Source organism: Lentzea pudingi, from assembly GCF_014646255.1.
Taxonomy (GTDB): Bacteria; Actinomycetota; Actinomycetes; order Mycobacteriales; family Pseudonocardiaceae; genus Lentzea; species Lentzea pudingi.
Map to the genome: position 1 here is coordinate 779,687 of NZ_BMNC01000001.1, position 17,297 is coordinate 796,983.

At 69.4% G+C, this 17,297-nt stretch carries 17 protein-coding genes; 11 read left to right on the top strand and 6 right to left on the bottom strand.

The window, feature by feature from the left end:
- Positions 1 to 18 precede the first annotated feature (18 nt).
- On the bottom strand, positions 19 to 594 hold the full coding sequence (gene kstR, locus IEY88_RS03495; RefSeq protein ID WP_229693123.1) for a cholesterol catabolism transcriptional regulator KstR: 576 nt from the start codon (positions 592 to 594) through the stop codon (positions 19 to 21).
- 160 nt (positions 595 to 754) lie between these two features.
- Here kstR and IEY88_RS03500 point away from each other — a divergent pair, with 160 nt between their 5' ends.
- The 6 genes from IEY88_RS03500 (at position 755) to IEY88_RS03525 (ending at position 7,198) form a co-directional block, all read left to right on the top strand.
- Positions 755 to 2,656 carry an acyl-CoA dehydrogenase family protein gene (locus IEY88_RS03500; protein ID WP_189153054.1) on the top strand — a complete coding sequence of 634 codons (1,902 nt, stop codon included), beginning with the start codon at positions 755 to 757 and terminating at the stop codon, positions 2,654 to 2,656.
- Positions 2,657 to 2,725: 69 nt separating this feature from the next.
- Complete coding sequence (locus tag IEY88_RS03505; RefSeq protein WP_189153055.1) at positions 2,726 to 3,688, top strand: acyl-CoA dehydrogenase family protein; 963 nt, start codon at positions 2,726 to 2,728, stop codon at positions 3,686 to 3,688.
- Positions 3,678 to 4,805 carry an acyl-CoA dehydrogenase family protein gene (locus IEY88_RS03510; protein WP_189153056.1) on the top strand — a complete coding sequence of 376 codons (1,128 nt, stop codon included), beginning with the start codon at positions 3,678 to 3,680 and terminating at the stop codon, positions 4,803 to 4,805. The genes IEY88_RS03505 and IEY88_RS03510 overlap by 11 nt, the downstream gene beginning before the upstream one ends.
- The gene (locus IEY88_RS03515) at positions 4,802 to 5,689 is read left to right on the top strand and encodes a Zn-ribbon domain-containing OB-fold protein (RefSeq protein ID WP_189153057.1); all 888 of its coding nucleotides are present in this window, start codon (positions 4,802 to 4,804) and stop codon (positions 5,687 to 5,689) included. Before IEY88_RS03510 ends, IEY88_RS03515 begins: the two co-directional genes overlap by 4 nt.
- Complete coding sequence (locus IEY88_RS03520; protein WP_090063336.1) at positions 5,676 to 6,059, top strand: MaoC family dehydratase; 384 nt, start codon at positions 5,676 to 5,678, stop codon at positions 6,057 to 6,059. Before IEY88_RS03515 ends, IEY88_RS03520 begins: the two co-directional genes overlap by 14 nt.
- The gene (locus IEY88_RS03525; protein ID WP_189153058.1) at positions 6,056 to 7,198 is read left to right on the top strand and encodes a lipid-transfer protein; all 1,143 of its coding nucleotides are present in this window, start codon (positions 6,056 to 6,058) and stop codon (positions 7,196 to 7,198) included. The genes IEY88_RS03520 and IEY88_RS03525 overlap by 4 nt, the downstream gene beginning before the upstream one ends.
- Here the strand turns inward: IEY88_RS03525 and chsH3 are convergent.
- The 5 genes from chsH3 to IEY88_RS03550 are packed head-to-tail and all read right to left on the bottom strand — an operon-like array spanning position 7,178 to position 11,920.
- On the bottom strand, positions 7,178 to 8,011 hold the full coding sequence (gene chsH3, locus IEY88_RS03530) for an enoyl-CoA hydratase ChsH3 (protein ID WP_189153059.1): 834 nt from the start codon (positions 8,009 to 8,011) through the stop codon (positions 7,178 to 7,180). The two genes, IEY88_RS03525 and chsH3, sit on opposite strands and share 21 nt — an antisense overlap.
- A gap of 10 nt (positions 8,012 to 8,021) precedes the next feature.
- The gene (locus tag IEY88_RS03535; protein WP_189153060.1) at positions 8,022 to 8,987 is read right to left on the bottom strand and encodes a ferredoxin--NADP reductase; all 966 of its coding nucleotides are present in this window, start codon (positions 8,985 to 8,987) and stop codon (positions 8,022 to 8,024) included.
- Positions 8,980 to 9,219, bottom strand: a complete 240-nt coding sequence (locus tag IEY88_RS03540) for a hypothetical protein (RefSeq protein WP_444543317.1) — start codon at positions 9,217 to 9,219, stop codon at positions 8,980 to 8,982. Before IEY88_RS03540 ends, IEY88_RS03535 begins: the two co-directional genes overlap by 8 nt.
- Positions 9,216 to 10,352, bottom strand: coding sequence for a 3-ketosteroid-9-alpha-monooxygenase, oxygenase component (locus IEY88_RS03545; RefSeq protein ID WP_189153061.1), 1,137 nt, complete (start codon positions 10,350 to 10,352; stop codon positions 9,216 to 9,218). Before IEY88_RS03545 ends, IEY88_RS03540 begins: the two co-directional genes overlap by 4 nt.
- The gene (locus IEY88_RS03550) at positions 10,349 to 11,920 is read right to left on the bottom strand and encodes an FAD-dependent oxidoreductase (RefSeq protein WP_189153062.1); all 1,572 of its coding nucleotides are present in this window, start codon (positions 11,918 to 11,920) and stop codon (positions 10,349 to 10,351) included. The genes IEY88_RS03545 and IEY88_RS03550 overlap by 4 nt, the downstream gene beginning before the upstream one ends.
- Positions 11,921 to 12,035: 115 nt before the next feature.
- Between IEY88_RS03550 and IEY88_RS03555 the strand changes: the two genes are divergently transcribed.
- Genes IEY88_RS03555 through hsaA form a run of 5 tightly spaced genes read left to right on the top strand, consistent with a single transcriptional unit; the run spans position 12,036 to position 17,296 of the window.
- Positions 12,036 to 13,493 (top strand): FAD-binding protein, encoded by a 1,458-nt coding sequence (locus tag IEY88_RS03555; protein ID WP_189153063.1) that lies wholly within the window; start codon positions 12,036 to 12,038, stop codon positions 13,491 to 13,493.
- Positions 13,487 to 14,257, top strand: a complete 771-nt coding sequence (locus IEY88_RS03560) for a 2-keto-4-pentenoate hydratase (RefSeq protein ID WP_189153064.1) — start codon at positions 13,487 to 13,489, stop codon at positions 14,255 to 14,257. The genes IEY88_RS03555 and IEY88_RS03560 overlap by 7 nt, the downstream gene beginning before the upstream one ends.
- A gap of 9 nt (positions 14,258 to 14,266) precedes the next feature.
- Positions 14,267 to 15,157: an acetaldehyde dehydrogenase (acetylating) gene (locus IEY88_RS03565; RefSeq protein ID WP_189153065.1), complete on the top strand. Its 891-nt coding sequence runs from the start codon at positions 14,267 to 14,269 to the stop codon at positions 15,155 to 15,157.
- Positions 15,111 to 16,133: a 4-hydroxy-2-oxovalerate aldolase gene (gene dmpG, locus IEY88_RS03570; protein ID WP_189153066.1), complete on the top strand. Its 1,023-nt coding sequence runs from the start codon at positions 15,111 to 15,113 to the stop codon at positions 16,131 to 16,133. The genes IEY88_RS03565 and dmpG overlap by 47 nt, the downstream gene beginning before the upstream one ends.
- The gene (hsaA, locus tag IEY88_RS03575; protein WP_189153067.1) at positions 16,130 to 17,296 is read left to right on the top strand and encodes a 3-hydroxy-9,10-secoandrosta-1,3,5(10)-triene-9,17-dione monooxygenase oxygenase subunit; all 1,167 of its coding nucleotides are present in this window, start codon (positions 16,130 to 16,132) and stop codon (positions 17,294 to 17,296) included. Before dmpG ends, hsaA begins: the two co-directional genes overlap by 4 nt.
- The last annotated feature ends 1 nt before the right edge of the window (position 17,297 follow it).

The following is a 17,297-nucleotide window of genomic DNA, read 5'->3' on the forward strand; positions in this document are numbered from 1 at the left end:
GTCATCCCGCGGGACCACTCACTTGAGCAGCAGGCGGACCGTGAGTTCGAGGCGGTTCGCGACGTCGGTCGCGGTGGCGCGGCGGGTGACCCAGGCGACCAGGTTCGACAGCCACACGTCGCCGATCACGCGGGCGATGGCCTTCTGCTCCTCGGTCGGCGCGTCGTCGCTCATCGCCTTGGTGAACATGCTCTCCATGAGCAACGAGACGCGGTCGATCTCGGCGCCCGCGGAGGCGTCGGCGAACGTGAACGCGCGCGTCATCGCCTCGGTCAGGTGCGGGTTGCGCTGCAGGCCCCTGGTGATGCGGCCGAGCACGAACAGCACGCGCTCGTAGGAGCTGTCGCCGGGGACGGTGGTGCGGTCCATCTTCTCCTGGGCGCGCTCCAGCTCCACCGCGAGGCTCGACACGAGCAGGTGGACCTTCGAGGGGAAGTAGCGGTACAACGTGCCCAGCGCGACGTCCGCCCTGTCCGCCACCGCGCGCATCTGGACGGCGTCGAACCCGCCCTTGGACGCCAGCGCGATGGTCGCGTCGACGATCCGCTTGCGACGCTCGCGCTGGGCGGCCGAGCTGAGCTCGTCGCCCGCCATGAGCGCGTCCGTGCGCGACTTCGAAGGTGACACGGAGATGATCCTCCTGGAACGTGTTGCAGCTGCCGTCGCATCATACTCGATCGGTTTGGCAGCCATGATCTGTTGTCAGAAATAGAACACGTTCTATAAACTTCTTCACGTCCTGTGAGGAGGCCGCATGCCGATCGCCACGACCGGGGAGCAACGCGCGCTGCGTGACAGCGTGGACGCCGCCAAGGGGGAGTGGGGCGACCTCGTCAAGGTCGGGTTCTTCGAGGTGACGAGAGAGGGCGGCACGGTCGTCGACCTCGCGGTGATGCTGGAGCGGGCGGCCGAGAACCTGGTGCCGGGACCGTTGCTGCCCACGGCGCTGGTGTCGGTGCTGCGCCCCGATTTCGACGGAATCGCCGGGTTCGGGTTCTCGTCCCAGCACGTGGTCGGTGCGGCCGAAGCGACGCACCTGCTGCTCAGAACGGACAGGTGGATGCTCGTGCCGGCCGATCAGGTCTCGGTGGCACCACTGGAATCCGTGGACCACTCACGTTCGCTGGGCTCGGTTGTGGTCGACGCACCGGGGGAGGCCGTGGCCGACCCGACCGACCTCGCGGTGACGCTGATGGCCGCCGAGGCGAGCGGGGTCGCCGCCTGGTGCCTGAACACCGCTGTGGAGTACGCGAAACAGCGTCAGCAGTTCGGGCGTGTCATCGGGTCCTTCCAGGCCGTGAAGCATCTCTGCGTGGAGATGCTGTGCCGCGCGGAGCAGGCGTCGTCGGTCGCGTGGGACGCGGCGCGGACGGTCGGTGAGGATGACCACCCGCTGGCGGCGGCGGTGGCGGGGGCGGTGGCGTTCGACGCGGCCGTGCGCAACGCCAAGGACTGCATCCAGGTGCTCGGCGGCATCGGCTTCACCTGGGAGCACGACGCGCACCGCTACCTGCGCCGGGCGTTGGCGTTGCAGCAACTCGCGGGCGGCGTCGCGTTCTGGCGCCGCCGGGTCGCCGAACTGGCGCTGGCCGGGGCGCGCCGGTCCTACGACGTCGAGGTCGAACGGGATCCCGAGGTACGGGCGTTCGCCGAGGAGATCGCCGAGCTCGACCTAGCATCTCAACGGGAACGGCTGGCGAGCAGCGGGTTCCTGGTGCCGCACTGGCCGAAGCCGTACGGGCAGGACGCCGGTCAGGCGCGGCAGATGGTGATCGACGGCGAGTTCGCCCGTGCCGGGGTGCGCCGGCCCGACCTGATCATCGGTGGCTGGGCGGGACCGACGATCCTCCGCCACGGCACGCCGGAGCAGCGGGAACGGTTCGTGCCACCGACGTTGAGCGGCGAACTGACCTGGTGCCAGCTCTTCAGCGAACCCGAGGCCGGCTCGGACCTGGCCTCGTTGCGCACCAAGGCAGTCCGCGCCGACGGCGGCTGGAAGCTCACCGGGCAGAAGGTGTGGACGTCGCTCGCGCACCAGGCCGACTGGGCGATCTGCCTGGCCCGCACGGACTCCAGCCTCCCGAAGCACAAGGGCATCACCTACTTCCTGGTCGACATGCGCTCACCCGGCGTCGACGTGCGGCCGTTGCGCGAGATCACCGGCGACGCGCGGTTCAACGAGGTCTTCCTCGACGACGTGTTCGTGCCGGACGACTGCGTGGTCGGCGCGGTGAACGACGGCTGGCGGCTGGCCCGCACGACGCTCGCCAACGAACGCGTCGCGATGGGCTCCGCGCTCGGCGAGCCACTGGAGAACGTCCTGAGGTCCCCGGCGGCCCCCGGCCACGCCGAACGGCTGGGGGCGTTGGTGGCGCAGGGCTTGGCCGTGTCGCTGCTGGACCTGCGGGCGAGCCTGCGGGTGCTGAGCGGGCAGGAACCGGGCGCGGAGTCCAGCGTGCGCAAGCTCGCCGGGGTGCGGCAGCGGCAGGACGTCGCCGAGTTCGCGGTGGAGCTGCTCGGCCCGGACGGCGCCACGGACAACCAGCTGGTCCACGAGTTCCTGCTGACCCGGTGCCTGAGCATCGCGGGCGGGACGACGCAGGTGCTGATGAACCTGGCAGGCGAGCGAATTCTCGGACTACCCAGGGAAATGTGACGCAGTGAGCCTTGATGGACCTCCAGCTCGACGACACCAGCGGGAGTTGCCGCGAAATTAGGAGCCTTGATGGACTTCAAGCTCGACGAGACCCAGCAGGAGATCGCGCGATTGGCGGCCGACGTGCTGGGCAGGGAGAGCGACACCCCCTGGAAGGCGTTGGGGGAGGCGGGGTTGCTGGCCCTGGCCGTTCCGGAACGGCTCGGTGGCGACGGGCTCGGCGTGCTGGAGACGGCCGTGCTGCTCACCGAGGTGGGACGGCGGGCGGTCGACGTGCCGGCGTTGGCCACGCTCGCGCTGGGCGTGTTGCCGATCGTCCGGTACGGCACGGAGGAACAGCAGGACGCCTTGCTGCCGTTGGTGACCGAGCAGCACGGGGTGCTCACGGCGGCGTTGAGTGAACCGTCCAGGCCGCTGCCCGCCGAACCGGAGACCAGAGCGGGCAGTGACGGCATCTTCGGCACGAAGATCAACGTGCCGTTCGCCGCCGAGGCCCAGCGGATCCTCGTGAGCACGAGCGACGGCGTGTTCGTCGTCGATCCGGCGCGACCCGGTGTGTCCATTTCGGACGGAACGGTGACGTTCGAAGGCGCTCGCGGTGAACTGCTGGAAGGTGCGGCCGAGGGTGTCAGAAGGTTCGCCCTGGCTGGGGCCTGCGCGATGGCGGACGGTGTCCTGGCGGGAGCCCTCGACCTCACCGTGACGCACGTCGGCACCCGCCACCAGTTCGGCAAACCGCTGGCCACCTTCCAGATCGCGGCCGGCCTGGTCGCGGACGTCTACATCGCCTCCCGCACCCTGCACCTGGCCGCGCTCACCGCCGCCTGGAGCCTCGACGACGACGACCTCGACACCGCCGCCTACTGGCTCGCGGCGGAGGCCCTGCCGGCCGTGCACACCTGCCACCACCTGCACGGCGGCCTCGGGCTCGACATCACCTACCCCATGCACCGCTACTACGGCATGGCCAAGGAGCTGACGCGGTTCGTCGGCGGAGTGGAGCACCGCTTGGGGGCCATCGATGTTCATTGACCTCACCGCGGAGCAGCGCAAGCTGCGCGACGAACTGCGCGAGTACTTCGCGACCGTCATGTCCGACGCCGAACGCGAGGCGATGCTCACCGAACGGCACGGCGCCACCTACCGCGAACTGGTCCGGCGGCTGGGGCGCGACGGCAGGCTCGGCGTCGGGTGGCCGAAGGAGTACGGCGGGCTGGGTTTCGGACCGGTCGAGCAGCAGATCTTCGTCAACGAGGCCGCCCGCGCGGACGTCCCGCTGCCGTATGTCACGCTGCAGACCGTCGGCCCGACGCTGCAGTCGTTCGGAACGCAGGAGCAGAAGGACTTCTTCCTGCCGAAGATCCTCAGCGGTGACCTGCACTTCGCGATCGGTTACACCGAACCGGACGCGGGCACGGACCTGGCCGCGTTGCGCACCAAGGCAGTCCGCGAGGACGACCACTACGTCGTCAACGGGCAGAAGACTTTCACGACCGGAGGCCACGACGCGGACTACGTGTGGCTGGCCTGCCGCACGGGAACGTCGGATTCGCGGCACAAGGGCATCACGATCCTGATCGTCGACACCACCGACCCCGGTTACTCGTGGACGCCGATCATCACGTGCGACGGCGCGCACCACGTGAACGCCACCTACTACAACGACGTTCGCGTGCCCGAAGCACGCCGGGTCGGCGAGGAGAACAAGGGCTGGCGACTGATCACCACGCAGCTCAACCACGAACGCGTGATGCTCGGCCCGTCCGGCCGGCTCGGTGCCCTCGTGGAACGCGTCCACGGCTGGGCGGCGGAACGCCGGCTCCTCGCCGAACCGGACGTGCGACGGGCACTCGCCGAAGCACGTGCGGTGCATCGCGTGAACGAACTGCTCAACTGGCAGGTCGCCAGTGGGGAGGTCGAGGTCGCGGACGCCAGTGCCACCAAGGTCTTCGCCGCCGACCGGACCCAGCACATCGGGCGGCTGATGGAAGAGCTGGTCGGACGGCACGGCGCACCCCAGGAACTCGTGAAGTGGCTGGATGTCCAGGCGCGGCGCAACCTCGTGCTGACGTTCGGCGGGGGAGTGCAGGAGATCCAGCGCGAGCTGATCGCGAACATCGGGCTGGGCCTGCCGAGGGTGGTGCGATGACCGACATCGAGAAGGAGGCCGCCCGCATCGCCGAACAGGGCGAGTGCGCGCCGCGGCTGGCACGTGACCCGGTCAACCTGCCGATGATCAACAACTGGCTGGAGGCCATCGGTGACGACCACCCCGGTTACACCGAGGTCGCGCCGCCCGCGATGGTGCAGGTGTGGACGATGGCCGGGCTGCGCGGCCAGCGCACCCTCGACGACCCGCTCGGGCAGATGATGACCGTCCTGGACGAGGCCGGGTACACGTCGGTCGTCGCGACCAACAGCGACCAGACCTACCACCGGTACCTCAAGCTCGGCGAACAGCTCTCGGTGACGACGAGCCTCGAGGACGTGACCGGGCCGAAGAAGACCGGGCTGGGCGAGGGCTGGTTCGTCACGACCCGCAGCACGTGGTGGGTCGGCGACGAGGCCGTGGCCGAGATGCGGTTCCGGGTGCTGAAGTTCAGGCCCGCGCGGAAACCCGAACCTGTGAAGGAAATTCCCAAGGCCCAGGCGATCCGGCCTTCGGTCAACCGTGACACCGAGTACTTCTGGGAAGGCACCCGGCAGGGCGAGCTGCGCATCCAGCGCTGCGGTGGCTGCGGGCTGCTCCGGCACCCACCGGGCCCGATGTGCCCGGAATGCGGTGCCACCAAACCGAAGTACCTCGTGTCGGAGGGCCACGGCGTGATCTACAGCTACGTCGTGCACCACCACCCGCAGGTGCCGGGCAAGCAGACCCCGTTCGTCATCGCCCTGGTCGAACTGGACGAGGGCGTGCGGATGCTGGGCGAGTTCGACGGCGAGCCCAGCGTCGGGCAACGGGTCGAGGTCGTGTTCACCGAGGTCGACGACGAGCTGACGATGCCGAGCTGGAGGCCCCGTGCGGATCGGTGATTCCCTGCCGGAGTGGCACGTGGAGGCCACCCCGACGTTCGTGATCAGCACCGCGCTGGCCACCCGTGACTTCCAGGACGTCCACCACGACCGCGACCTCGCGGTCCAGCGCGGGTCGAAGGACATCTTCATCAACATCCTCACCACGACCGGCCTGGTGCAGCGCTACGTCACGGACTGGGCGGGCCCGGAGGCGTTGGTGCGCCAGGTGAACATCAAGCTCGGCGCGCCCTGCTTCGCCTACGACACGCTGAAGTTCTTCGGCCAGGTCGTCGAACGCGAGCAGCAGGACCTGACCATCGAGGTCGTAGGCCGGACCGCGCACGGTGACCACGTCACCGGGACCGTGAAGATCGAGGTGCCCGCGTGAACGCCGCGATCGTCGGCATCGGCGCGACGGACTTCTCCAAGGACTCCGGCCGCAGCGAGCTCCAACTGGCCGCCGAGGCGGTGCGAGCCGCGCTGGAGGACGCCGGGCTTGAACCGTCCGATGTGGACGGCCTCGTCAGCTTCACCATGGACACCAACGCCGAGATCGCGGTCGCTCGTGAGCTGGGCATCCCGGAGCTGACGTTCTTCAGCCGCGTCCACTACGGCGGTGGGGCGGCGTGCGCGACCGTGCAGCAGGCCGCGATGGCCGTCGAGACCGGCGCGGCGAGGGTCGTCGTGTGCTACCGGGCCTTCAACGAACGGTCGGGACACCGGTTCGGGCAGGTCCAGACGGCGGCCGCGGCCAACATCGACAACAGCTGGTCGTACCCGATGGGACTGGGCACGCCGGCCGCGATGGTCGCCATGTTCGCCCGCCGGTACATGCACGAGTACGGCGCCACGTCCGAGGACTTCGGCCGGATCGCGGTGATCGACCGCAAGCACGCCGCCACAAACCCGCGCGCGTGGTTCCACAACCGGCCGATCACCCTGGACGACCACCAGTCGTCGCGCTGGATCGCCGAACCGCTCCGGCTTCTCGACTGCTGCCAGGAGAGCGACGGCGGAGTGGCGATCGTGGTCACGTCACGAGATCGTGCGAAGGACCTGCGCCAGAAACCTGCTCACGTGAAGGCGGCGACCCAGGGCAGCGGCGTCGACCAGTTCACGATGACGAGCTACTACCGGGACGACCTGACCCGGCTCCCGGAGATGGGTGTGGTGGCGCGCGGCCTGTGGGAGAAGTCGGGTATCGGTCCGGATGACGTCGACGTGGCCGTGCTCTACGACCACTTCACCCCGTTCGTCCTGGTGCAACTGGAAGAACTGGGTTTCTGCGGCCGGGGCGAGGCCAAGGACTTCGTCGCGTCCGGCGCGCTCGAACTGGACGGGAAGCTCCCGCTCAACCCGCACGGCGGCCAGCTCGGCGAGGCCTACCTGCACGGCATGAACGGCATCGCCGAGGGAGTGCGGCAGATCCGCGGCACCGCGGTGAACCAGGTCGGCGGCGTCGAGCACGTCCTGGTCACCGCCGGCACCGGCGTCCCGACCAGCGGCCTAGTCCTCGGTCAGGGTTAGGGCGGCATCAGCGAGAACGGGACGGTCCCCGGCGACCGTGGTCAGCACGAGCCGGGGCCCGTCCCGCCACACCCGCGTCGTCAGCGTCTCGCCGGGGAACACGACGCCCGCGAACTTCGCCCCGAACGACGCCACCTGCTCCGGTCCGTCCAGCACGGCGTCGATCACCGCCCGGCACACCACCCCGTAGGTGCACAGTCCGTGCAGGATCGGGGCGTCGAACCCCGCGCGCCGTGCGAACTCGGGATCGGCGTGCAGCGGGTTCCGGTCACCGCAGAGCCGGTAGAGATAGGCCTGCTGCGGCAGGGTCGGCGTCTCGATCACGAAGTCCGGCTCCCGTGACGGCACCTCGACCTTGCCGGACGGTCCGCGATCGCCGCCGAACCCGCCCTCCCCACGGGCGAAGATGCTGGACCGGGTCGTGAACAGCGCGGTCCCGTCCGGCGTCACGGCAGTGGCCTCCTGCACGATCACCGCGGCCTTGCCCTTGTCCCACACGTCCGCGATCCGCGTCCGCAGCACGGCTTCGCCCGCAACAGGCAGGGGTGCGTGCACGGTGATCTCCTGGGTGCCGTGCAGCACTCGGGCCAGGTCGATGTCGACACCGGGGAACGACACGGCGGGCGGCGCGGTCTCGTGGAAGCGGGGCGCCACGACACCGAACGTCGGCAGCACCCGCAAGCCCTGTTCGTAGACGTACCGGAGCTCGGTCGCGCCGAGGGCCAGGTGGTAGAGCAGCACGTCGGACTCGGTCCAGGAGAACTCGACCTCGGGAAGCTCCGCCCCGACGGCGACGGAAGGATCGATCGGCATCAGGCGTCCCTCACTCGTAGGTGATCTTCACGGTGTCGGTGACCGGAACCGACTGGCACGCCAGCACGATGCCCTCGGCGATGTCCTCGGAGTCGAGCACGTCGTTGTTGAGCATCTTCACCTCGCCCTCGACCAGCCGGCACGCGCACGCGCTGCAGGCACCCTCGCGGCACGAGTACGGCGCGTCGAGTCCCTTGTCCAGCAACAGGTCGAGCAGCTTCGTCCGCGCGGGCCACGGGAACCGGTGCCGCTCGCCGTCCAGCTCGACCTCGACCACCGCGTCCGGGCGGTCGTCGACGACCGGCACGACCTCCGACGAGAACGGATCGCTGGACAACGACACGAACTTCTCGACGTGCACCACCGGTACGTCGTGCAACGCCTTGCGCACGGCCTCCATGAACGGCGCCGGCCCGCACACGAACGCCTCGTCGCAAGGGCGGACGAACGCCCGCAAACCGTGAGGCAGGCCCTGCACCGACTCCAGCCAGTGCACGACGGTCAGCCGGTCCGGGTGGGCGCGCGCCAGGGAGTCCAGCTCGCGCGCGAAGATCACCGACGCCTCGTCCCGGTTGGCGTAGAACAGGAACACCCGCCCGGAGCCGCCGGACAGCACGGCCCGGATGATCGACATGACGGGCGTGATCCCACTCCCGGCGGCGAACGCGAGCAGCGACCCGTCGAGCGACGAGGGCGTGAACACCCCGGCCGGCGCGAGCACGTCCAGATTCATGCCCGCCTGCAACTCGGAGCACATCCAGAGCGACCCGTACCCGTCGGGCGTGCGCTTGACGGTGATCTTCAACGGCTCACCGGGCGCGCTCGACAGCGAGTAGCAGCGGGCCACCTCGCCCGCCCGGACGGTCAGGAACTGGCCTGGTCGTGGCGAGAAGTCCGCCCCCGACAACACGAACGAGCGCGCGTCCGCGGTCTCCTCGATCACCTCGTCGACCCGCAGCCGGTGCACCTCAGCCATCGGCGACCTCCAGCGTCCCGTCCCGCACGGCCTTCTCGATGCTGTCGCGCAACCGCAGGCAGGTCGGCACCAACGCGAGCCGGGCACCGCACAGCTCAGGGCAGTCGCGGGTGTCCGAAAGCCACTGCACCGAAGTGTGCTGCGGGCTGTTCTTCTTCACCAGCACCCGGTTACCGCAGTCGCAGCCCACCGGAACCATGCCCCCGACCAGGAACTCGTCGCGCTCGCTCACGTCGCCTGCTCTTGGGGCGCCTGCCGGGCGAGGTTCTCGGCGACCTCCTTCTCCCACACCTCGATCGCCCGGCTCGTGTCGACCTCGAACTCGAAGCGCCGCACCATGTCGTCGGACACGTCCTCGACGTCCACGTAGAACTGCTCGTACCAGCGGCGCAGCTGGTAGACCGGCCCGTCCTCCTCGCACAGCAACGGGTTGTCGATGCGCGACTTGTTCTGCCAGATCTCCACGTCCTGCAGGAACCCGACACCGATGCCGCGCGCGAACTTCGCCGCGATCTTGTCCGCGTGCTCGTCGTCCACACCGGGCAGCTTCTTCACGATCGCGCCCCACTGGAGCTTGAACGACGTCGGCGAGATCGGGTAGTGGCAGTTGATCAGCACGGTCTCGATCTCGAGGCCCTTGTAGTCGTTCCACAGGTAGTCGATCATGTACGACGGCCCGTGGTACGCGGCCTCCGAACGCACTTCGACGTCACCGGTGTAGTTCGAGCCCATCGCGACGTCCGGACGGCCGCGCGTCGTCAGGTACTGCGAGGCGACGTGGCCCTCCATCACGTTCTTGAAGTACGTGGGGAACGCGAAGTGGATGTAGAAGAAGTGGGCCATGTCGACGACGTTGTCGATGATCTCGCGGCAGTTCGCGTTGTCGATCACCACCGAGTCCCAGGTCCAGTTGCTCCACTCGTCGCTGAACGCCGACTCGATGCGCGGGATGGTGATGTGCTCGGGCGGCGGGTTGCCCTGCGGGTCGTTCCACACGAAGAGCTGTTTGTTCTCTTCGAGCGTGATCCACGACCTCGTGCGCGCCCGCAGCGGAACCCGCTTGGCGTAGGGGATGTCGACGCACTTGCCGTTGCCCGACCAGCGCCAGTCGTGGAACGGGCAGGCGATGTTGTTGCCCTTGATGGTGCCCTGGGTGAGGTCGCCGCCCATGTGCCGGCAGTACCCGTCCAGCACGTTGATCCTGCCGTCCTCCGAGGCGAACACCACGAGCTTCGTGCCGAACGCCTCGATGGCGTGGGGTTTGCCGTCACGGAAGCTGCTCGCGAGGCCGAGGCAGTGCCAGCCGCGCGCGAACCGTGCCGGCGGGGCGCCCGCGTCGATCGTCCGCACACCGTCCTGCGTCATCGCTTTCCTCCAGAGATGTCGAGGCCGGCGAGATATCCGAACGTCATCGCCGGTCCGAGGGTGGCTCCCGCGCCCGCGTAGGTGTGGCCCATGACCGAGGCACTGGTGTTGCCCGCCGCGTACAGGCCCTCGATCACCGAACCGTCCTCGCGCAGCACCCGCGCGCGGGTGTCGGTGCGCAGGCCGCCCTTGGTACCGAGATCGCCGGGCACGATCTTGACCGCGTAGAACGGGCCGGTGGTCAGCGGCGCGAGGTTCGGGTTCGGTTTGGTGCGCGGATCGCCGTAGTAGCGGTCGTACGCGCTGTCGCCGCGGTGGAAGTCGGCGTCCTTGCCGTCGACGGCGAGCGTGTTGAACCGCCGGACGGTGTCGATCAGCTCCGGCAGGTCGGCCTCCTGGGCGAGTTCCTCGAGGCTCGGCGCGGTGAGGACGGAGTCCTTCCAGCGCCGGGGGAGCGGGCGGCGCGGCGGGATGCCGCAGAACGGGTAGCGGCCGCGGTAGGAGTGGTCGAAGACGAGCCACGTGTCGCCGGTCATCGCGTTGACCACGTCGATGTAGGGCGCGGCCTCGTTGACGAACCGGCGCCCGGTCTTGTCGACCAGCACGCACCCAGGCAGCGACCGTTCGGCGAGCAGGAAGAACGGCCCGCGTGGCAACGGGACGGAAGGGCCCCACCAGGCGTCGTCCATCAGCCCGACGGCGGCACCGGCGCGTTGACCGGCCTCGATGCCGTCGCCGGTGTTGGCCTTCGCGCCGACTGTCCACTCCGTACCGATGTTCTGGTGCCGCTTGCGCATCTGCTCGTTGTTCTCGAACCCGCCGGACGCCAGTACGACGTGGTTCGCCAGGATGACCTTGTCGCCCACGAGAACGCCTGCGACGCGGCCGTTCTCGTGGTGCAGGTCGGTCATCGCGGTGTTGAGCCTGATCTCCACGTTGAGCGCCTTCAGACCCGCCCTGAGCCCGGCCGTCAGCGCCTGGCCCATGGTCAGGCGTCGGCCCGGCAGGAACCGGCGGGCGAAGACCTTGGCAGCGGTCACGATGCCGCGCGGGTGCCGTCCGATCAGCGTCAGCCACCTGTAGTCGGTCTGGGTGATCACGATGCCCGCGGGCGTCGGCACGTACGGCGGTTCGAGGTCCTTGATCTCCTCGCCGAGCAGTTTCGTGTTGAACGGCAATGGCTCGACCGAGCGGCCGCGCGGCTGCCCGCCGGGCGCCTCCGGGTAGTAGTCGGAGTAGTCGCGGACCCAGCGGAACTTCAGCGGCGTGTGCGCGACCACGAACGCCAGCATCGCCGGTCCGGCGTCCAGGAACGCCTTCCGCAACTCAGCCGGGACCTCCGGCGCGATGTGCGCGAGGTACTCGCTCGCCCGCTCCGGCGAGTCGGCTATGCCGTTGGCGGCGACCACGGCGTTGTTCGGCACCCAGATGCCGCCGCCCGACCGCGCGGTCGAGCCGCCGTAGTGCGCGGCCTTCTCGATGATCAAGGTCCGCAGGCCGTGTCGAGCGGTGCGGAGCGCGGCTGTCATGCCCGCCGCGCCGCTGCCGACGACGATCACGTCGTACATCACACCTCCACGGGGATCAGACTAGAACAGGTTATAGTTCTGAGGCGGTTTGGCGCTATGGTGTAGGAGTTCCAGGCAAGTCGACTCACCGAGAACGTGTTCCGGGAGGGTAGGCGTGGAAGTCACCGCTGACGTGGTCGTCATCGGCTTCGGCGCGGCCGGCGCGTGCGCCGCCGTCGAGGCCGCGACGGCCGGTGCGTCCGTGGTGGTGCTGGACCGGTTCACCGGCGGTGGCGCGACCGCGTTGTCCGGCGGTGTCGTCTACGCGGGCGGCGGGACGCGCCAGCAGGTCGAGGCCGGCGTGACCGACTCGGTCGACGCGATGTACTCCTACCTGCGGCACGAGGTCCGGGACGCGGTATCTCCCGCGACCCTGCGGAGGTTCTGCGAGGACAGCGCCGGGATGCTGGCGTGGCTGGAGGACCAGGGCGTCCCGTTCGACGCCCGCGTGTCGCCGTTCAAGACCTCGTACCCGACCGACGACTACTACCTGTACCTCTCCGGCAGCGAGGACGCCTGGCCGGACCCGGCGCCGCGCGGGCATCGGACCAGGGCGAAGGGCACGTCCGGCAAGGCCTTCTTCACCCGTCTGGCCGAGGCCACCCGGCGTGCGGGCGTGCGGGTCCTGCCGCAGACCCGCGCGATGGAACTCGTTCTCGAAGACGGCCGGGTGACGGGGGTGCGGTGCCGGACTCTCACCGGGTTTCCGCGGGTTCTGCACGCGATGTTGTCCAGGGCGGGCGCCAAACCGTGGCTCTACTACCCGCCGTTGGGGAAGAAGCTGTTCGGGCTGGCAGCGCGGCTCGAACGATTCGGCCGGCCGCTGGTGGTCACCGCGGGGCAGGGCGTGATCATCGCGGCCGGTGGCTTCATCGCCGATCGGGCCCTGGTGCACGAGCACGCTCCGGCCCATCGCGGCGGTCTCGCGCTCGGCACCCCCGGCGACGACGGCGGCGGGATCAGGCTCGGCGTCGCCGCGGGTGGAAAGACCGCGCGGATGGACAAGATCTCCGTGTGGCGGTTCGTCACGCCGCCCAGCGCGTTGCAGCGCGGGGTGTTCGTCGACTCGGCCGGGCAGCGGTTCGGCGACGCGACGCGGTACGGCGCGGCCAACGGCAGTGAGATCGTCGAACGCGGCGGCAAGGCGTGGCTGCTGATCGACGACGAGATCCTCCAGATCGCTCGTGCTCAGGTGAGGACGCAGACCGCGCCGTTCCAGCGCTGGCAGGTCCGCTACCTGCTCGGCCGCGGCCTCGTCACGGCCCCGACGATCGAGGAAGTGGCTCGGAAGGCCGGAATCGCGGCGCCCGACCCGTTCGGGACGCCGCCCTACTCGTTGATCAACGTGTCGGTGCGCGCGGGGTTCGGCTACCCGTGCCCGATGCTCACGCTCGGCGGCCTCGTCGTGGACGAGGACACCGGTCAGGTGCAAGGAGTTCCCGGCCTGTACGCGGCCGGCCGGTCGGCGGTCGGGGTGTGCTCGGAGTCCTACGTCAGCGGTCTCGCGCTCGCCGACTGCGTCTTCTCGGGCCGTCGCGCGGGGCACCACGTCGTGAAGGAGGCCAGGTGCTGACGATCCAGGACAGGGAGTCGGCCGCCGCGCTGCTGCGCACGGCGGAACACGACCGCGTGCCGATCAAACCGTTGGTGGAGCTGTATCCCGAGATCGACGTGGTCGACGCCTACGAGATCCAGTTGCTCAACATCCGGCACCGCAACCGTGACGTCATCGGCCACAAGGTCGGGCTCTCGTCGTTGGCGATGCAGCAGATGATGGGCGTCGACGAACCCGACTACGGCCACCTGCTCGACGACATGCAGCTGACCGGCACCGCCGACGCCTCGGCGTACCTGTATCCGCGGGTCGAGGTGGAGATCGCGTTCCTGCTGGCCCGCGACCTGCCCGGCGAGGGCTGCACGGTCGAGGACGTGCTGGAGGCCACCGAGTTCGTCGCACCGGCCATCGAGCTGATCGACAGCCGGATCGAGAACTGGCGGATCGGCCTGCAGGACACCATCGCGGACAACGCGTCGTCGGCCGGGTTCATGCTCGGGTCCGAGCGGGTGCGTCCGTCCGAACTGGACGTCGGTGCGGTCGCGGCCACGTTGCGGCGCAACGGCGAGCTGGTCGCCGAAGGACGTGGTGACGCCGTGCTGGGCGACCCGGCGATCGCGGTGGCGTGGCTCGCGGCCAAGGTCGCGAGCTTCGGCGTCCGATTGCTGGCGGGCGACATCGTGCTGCCCGGGTCGTGCACGCGCGCCATCGACGCCAGGCCTGGTGACGAGTTCCACGCCGAGTTCGCCGGACTCGGCTCCGTAGACCTGAAATTCGAATGAGGTGACTGGGTGAAGGCGGCCATCGTCGGCTCCGGCAACATCGGCACCGACCTGCTCTACAAGCTCCTGCGCTCGCAGGCGCTGGAACCGCGCTGGATGGTCGGCATCGACCCGGCCAGCGAGGGTCTCCGGCGCGCGGCGTCGCTGGGGCTCGAGGTCTCGGTCGACGGCGCGGAGTGGTTGCTGCGTCAGGACGAACTGCCGGACATCGTCTTCGAGGCGACGTCCGCGGCGGTGCACCGGGCCAACGCCCCGCGCTACGCCGAGGCGGGCGTCCGGGCGGTCGACCTGACACCGGCCGCGATCGGCCCGTACGTCGTGCCACCGGTGAACCTCGGTGAGCACCAGGACGCGCCCAACATCAACCTCATCACGTGCGGCGGCCAGGCCACGATCCCCATGGTGCACGCGGTGTCCCGGGTCGTGCCGGTGTCGTACGCGGAGATCGTCGCGAGCGTCGCGTCGGTGTCGGCGGGACCGGGCACGCGCGCCAACATCGACGAGTTCACCCGCACGACCAGCCGGGGCATCGAGGCGATCGGGGGTGCCGCGAAGGGCAAGGCGATCATCGTGCTGAATCCGGCGGACCCTCCGATGATCATGCGCGACACCATCTTCTGCGCGATCCCCGAGGACGTCGACCCGGACCCGATCACGGACTCGATCGCCCGGATGGAGACCGACATCCGTTCGTACGTGCCGGGATTCCGGCTGTTGCGCGAGCCGCAGTACGACGCGGGCAGGGTGGCGATCTTCGTGGAGGTCGCGGGAGCGGGCGACTTCCTGCCGGAGTACGCCGGCAACCTCGACATCATGACGGCCGCCGCGACCAAGGTGGGGGAGGAGATCGCCCGTGCAGCAGCGCCCGAGTCTGCGGTTGACCGACACGTCACTGCGTGACGGCTCGCACCACAAGCGGCACCAGTTCACGGCCGAGGACGTGCGCTCGATCGTCGCGGCGCTCGACAGCGCCGGGGTGCCGGTGATCGAGGTGACGCACGGCGACGGGCTGGGCGGGTCGTCGTTCAACTACGGATTCAGCCACACGCCCGAGCAGGAACTGATCAAGGTCGCGGTCGAGACGGCGACGCAGGCGAAGATCGCCGTGCTGATGCTGCCGGGTGTCGGGGTGAAGGACGACATCCTGGTGTCGCAGGACAACGGCGCCTCGATCGTCCGGATCGCCACGCACTGCACCGAGGCCGACGTCTCCGTGCAGCACTTCGCGTTGGCCCGCGATCGCGGGCTGGAGACCGTCGGATTCCTGATGATGGCCCACTCACAGCCGCCGGAGGCGTTGGCTCGTCAAGCAAGGATCATGGCCGACGCCGGGTGCCAGTGCGTCTACGTCGTCGACTCGGCCGGAGCCCTTGTCCTGGAACAGGTTTCCGAGCGCGTCGAGGCGTTGGTCGCGGAACTCGGCTCGGACGCCCAGGTCGGCTTCCACGGGCACGAGAACCTCGGCCTGAGCGTCGCGAACTCCGTCGCCGCCGCCCGTGCCGGGGCGAAGCAGATCGACGGCAGCGTGCGCGGATTCGGGGCGGGCGCGGGAAACACGCCGCTCGAGGCGTTCGTCGGCGTCTGCGACAAGCTCGGTTTCGAGACCGGCGTCGACTTCTTCAAGATCGTGGACGCGGCCGAGGACGTCGTCCGGCCCGTCATGCCCGACGAGTGCCTGCTCGACCGGATGGCGCTGATGATGGGGTACGCGGGCGTCTACTCCAGCTTCCTCAAACACGCTTACACGCAGGCGCAACGCTATGGCGTGTCCGGCGCGCAGATCCTCGTCCGCGCGGGCGAACGCAAGCTCGTCGGCGGGCAAGAGGACCAGCTGATCGACATCGCACTGGAGCTGAGCAGGGAGGAAGTCCGATGAGCGAGGAAATCCTCGGCAAGGTGCGGGAACTGCTACCGGCGCTCGCCGAACGCGCGGCCGAGGCGGAGGAACTGCGCAGGGTGCCGCCGGAGTCGGTGAAGGCGTTGCAGGAGACCGGGTTCTTCCGGATGCTCCAGCCCGTGCGGTACGGCGGCTTCGAGACGCACCCGCTCGACTTCTACACCGCTGTGCGCATGATCGGCAGCGCCTGCGGGTCCACGGGCTGGGTCGCGTCCGTGCTGGGCGTGCACCCCTGGCACGTCGGGCTTTTCGACGTCCAGGCGCAGGACGAGGTGTTCGGCGAGGACCAGGACACCCGGATCTCCTCCTCCTACGCGCCGACCGGCCGTGCGACGACGGTCGAGGGCGGGTTCCGGTTCAGCGGCAAGTGGAGCTTCTCGTCCGGCTGCGACCACGCCACGTGGGTGCTGCTCGGCGGCCTCGTGATGAACGACGAGGGCAAGCCGGTCGACTTCCGCACGTTCCTGCTGCCGATCTCCGACTACACGATCAACGACGTGTGGGACACGGTCGGCCTGCGCGGTACGGGCAGCAACGACATCGTAGTGGACGACGTGTTCGTGCCGGAGTACCGAGCGCTGAGCATGTCCCACACCGCGCGGTGCAAGTGCCCCGGCCAGGAGGTCAACCCCGGCCCGCTCTTCCGCATGCCGTACGGGACGATCCACCCGTACGCGATCACCGCACCGATGATCGGCATGGCCACCGGAGCGTACGACCTGCACGTGAACGCGACCCGCGAGCGCGTCCGGGCGGCCTACCTCGGCGAGAAGGCGGTCGACGACCCGTTCGCCCAGGTCCGCATCGCCACGGCGGCCAACGACATCGACACCGCGTGGTGGCAGCTGGAGAAGGACATCAACGACGAGTGGGAGCACGCCGTCGCCGGCACGAAGATCCCGATCGAGCTGCGCCTGCGGGCCCGTCGCGACCAGGTGCTCGGCAGCGCGCGGGCGATCTCCGCGATCGACCGGCTCTTCGAGAGCGCGGGCGGCAAGGCCATCAACCAGGGTCTGCCGTTGCCGCGGTTCTGGCGTGACGCGCACGCCGCACGGGTGCACGCGGCCAACGACCCGGAACGCGTGCTCGTGTTGTACGGCAAGAACGAGCTCGGCATCCAGGTCCGCGACGGGCTGTTCTGAG

Coding starts and splice junctions, on each gene's coding strand:
- kstR (WP_229693123.1), bottom strand. CDS start 594: ATGGCGGGCGACGAGCTCAGCTCGGCCGCCCAGCGCGAGCGTCGCAAG.
- IEY88_RS03500 (WP_189153054.1), top strand. CDS start 755: ATGCCGATCGCCACGACCGGGGAGCAACGCGCGCTGCGTGACAGCGTG.
- IEY88_RS03505 (WP_189153055.1), top strand. CDS start 2,726: ATGGACTTCAAGCTCGACGAGACCCAGCAGGAGATCGCGCGATTGGCG.
- IEY88_RS03510 (WP_189153056.1), top strand. CDS start 3,678: ATGTTCATTGACCTCACCGCGGAGCAGCGCAAGCTGCGCGACGAACTG.
- IEY88_RS03515 (WP_189153057.1), top strand. CDS start 4,802: ATGACCGACATCGAGAAGGAGGCCGCCCGCATCGCCGAACAGGGCGAG.
- chsH3 (WP_189153059.1), bottom strand. CDS start 8,011: ATGCCGATCGATCCTTCCGTCGCCGTCGGGGCGGAGCTTCCCGAGGTC.
- IEY88_RS03535 (WP_189153060.1), bottom strand. CDS start 8,987: ATGGCTGAGGTGCACCGGCTGCGGGTCGACGAGGTGATCGAGGAGACC.
- IEY88_RS03545 (WP_189153061.1), bottom strand. CDS start 10,352: ATGACGCAGGACGGTGTGCGGACGATCGACGCGGGCGCCCCGCCGGCA.
- IEY88_RS03550 (WP_189153062.1), bottom strand. CDS start 11,920: ATGTACGACGTGATCGTCGTCGGCAGCGGCGCGGCGGGCATGACAGCC.
- hsaA (WP_189153067.1), top strand. CDS start 16,130: ATGAGCGAGGAAATCCTCGGCAAGGTGCGGGAACTGCTACCGGCGCTC.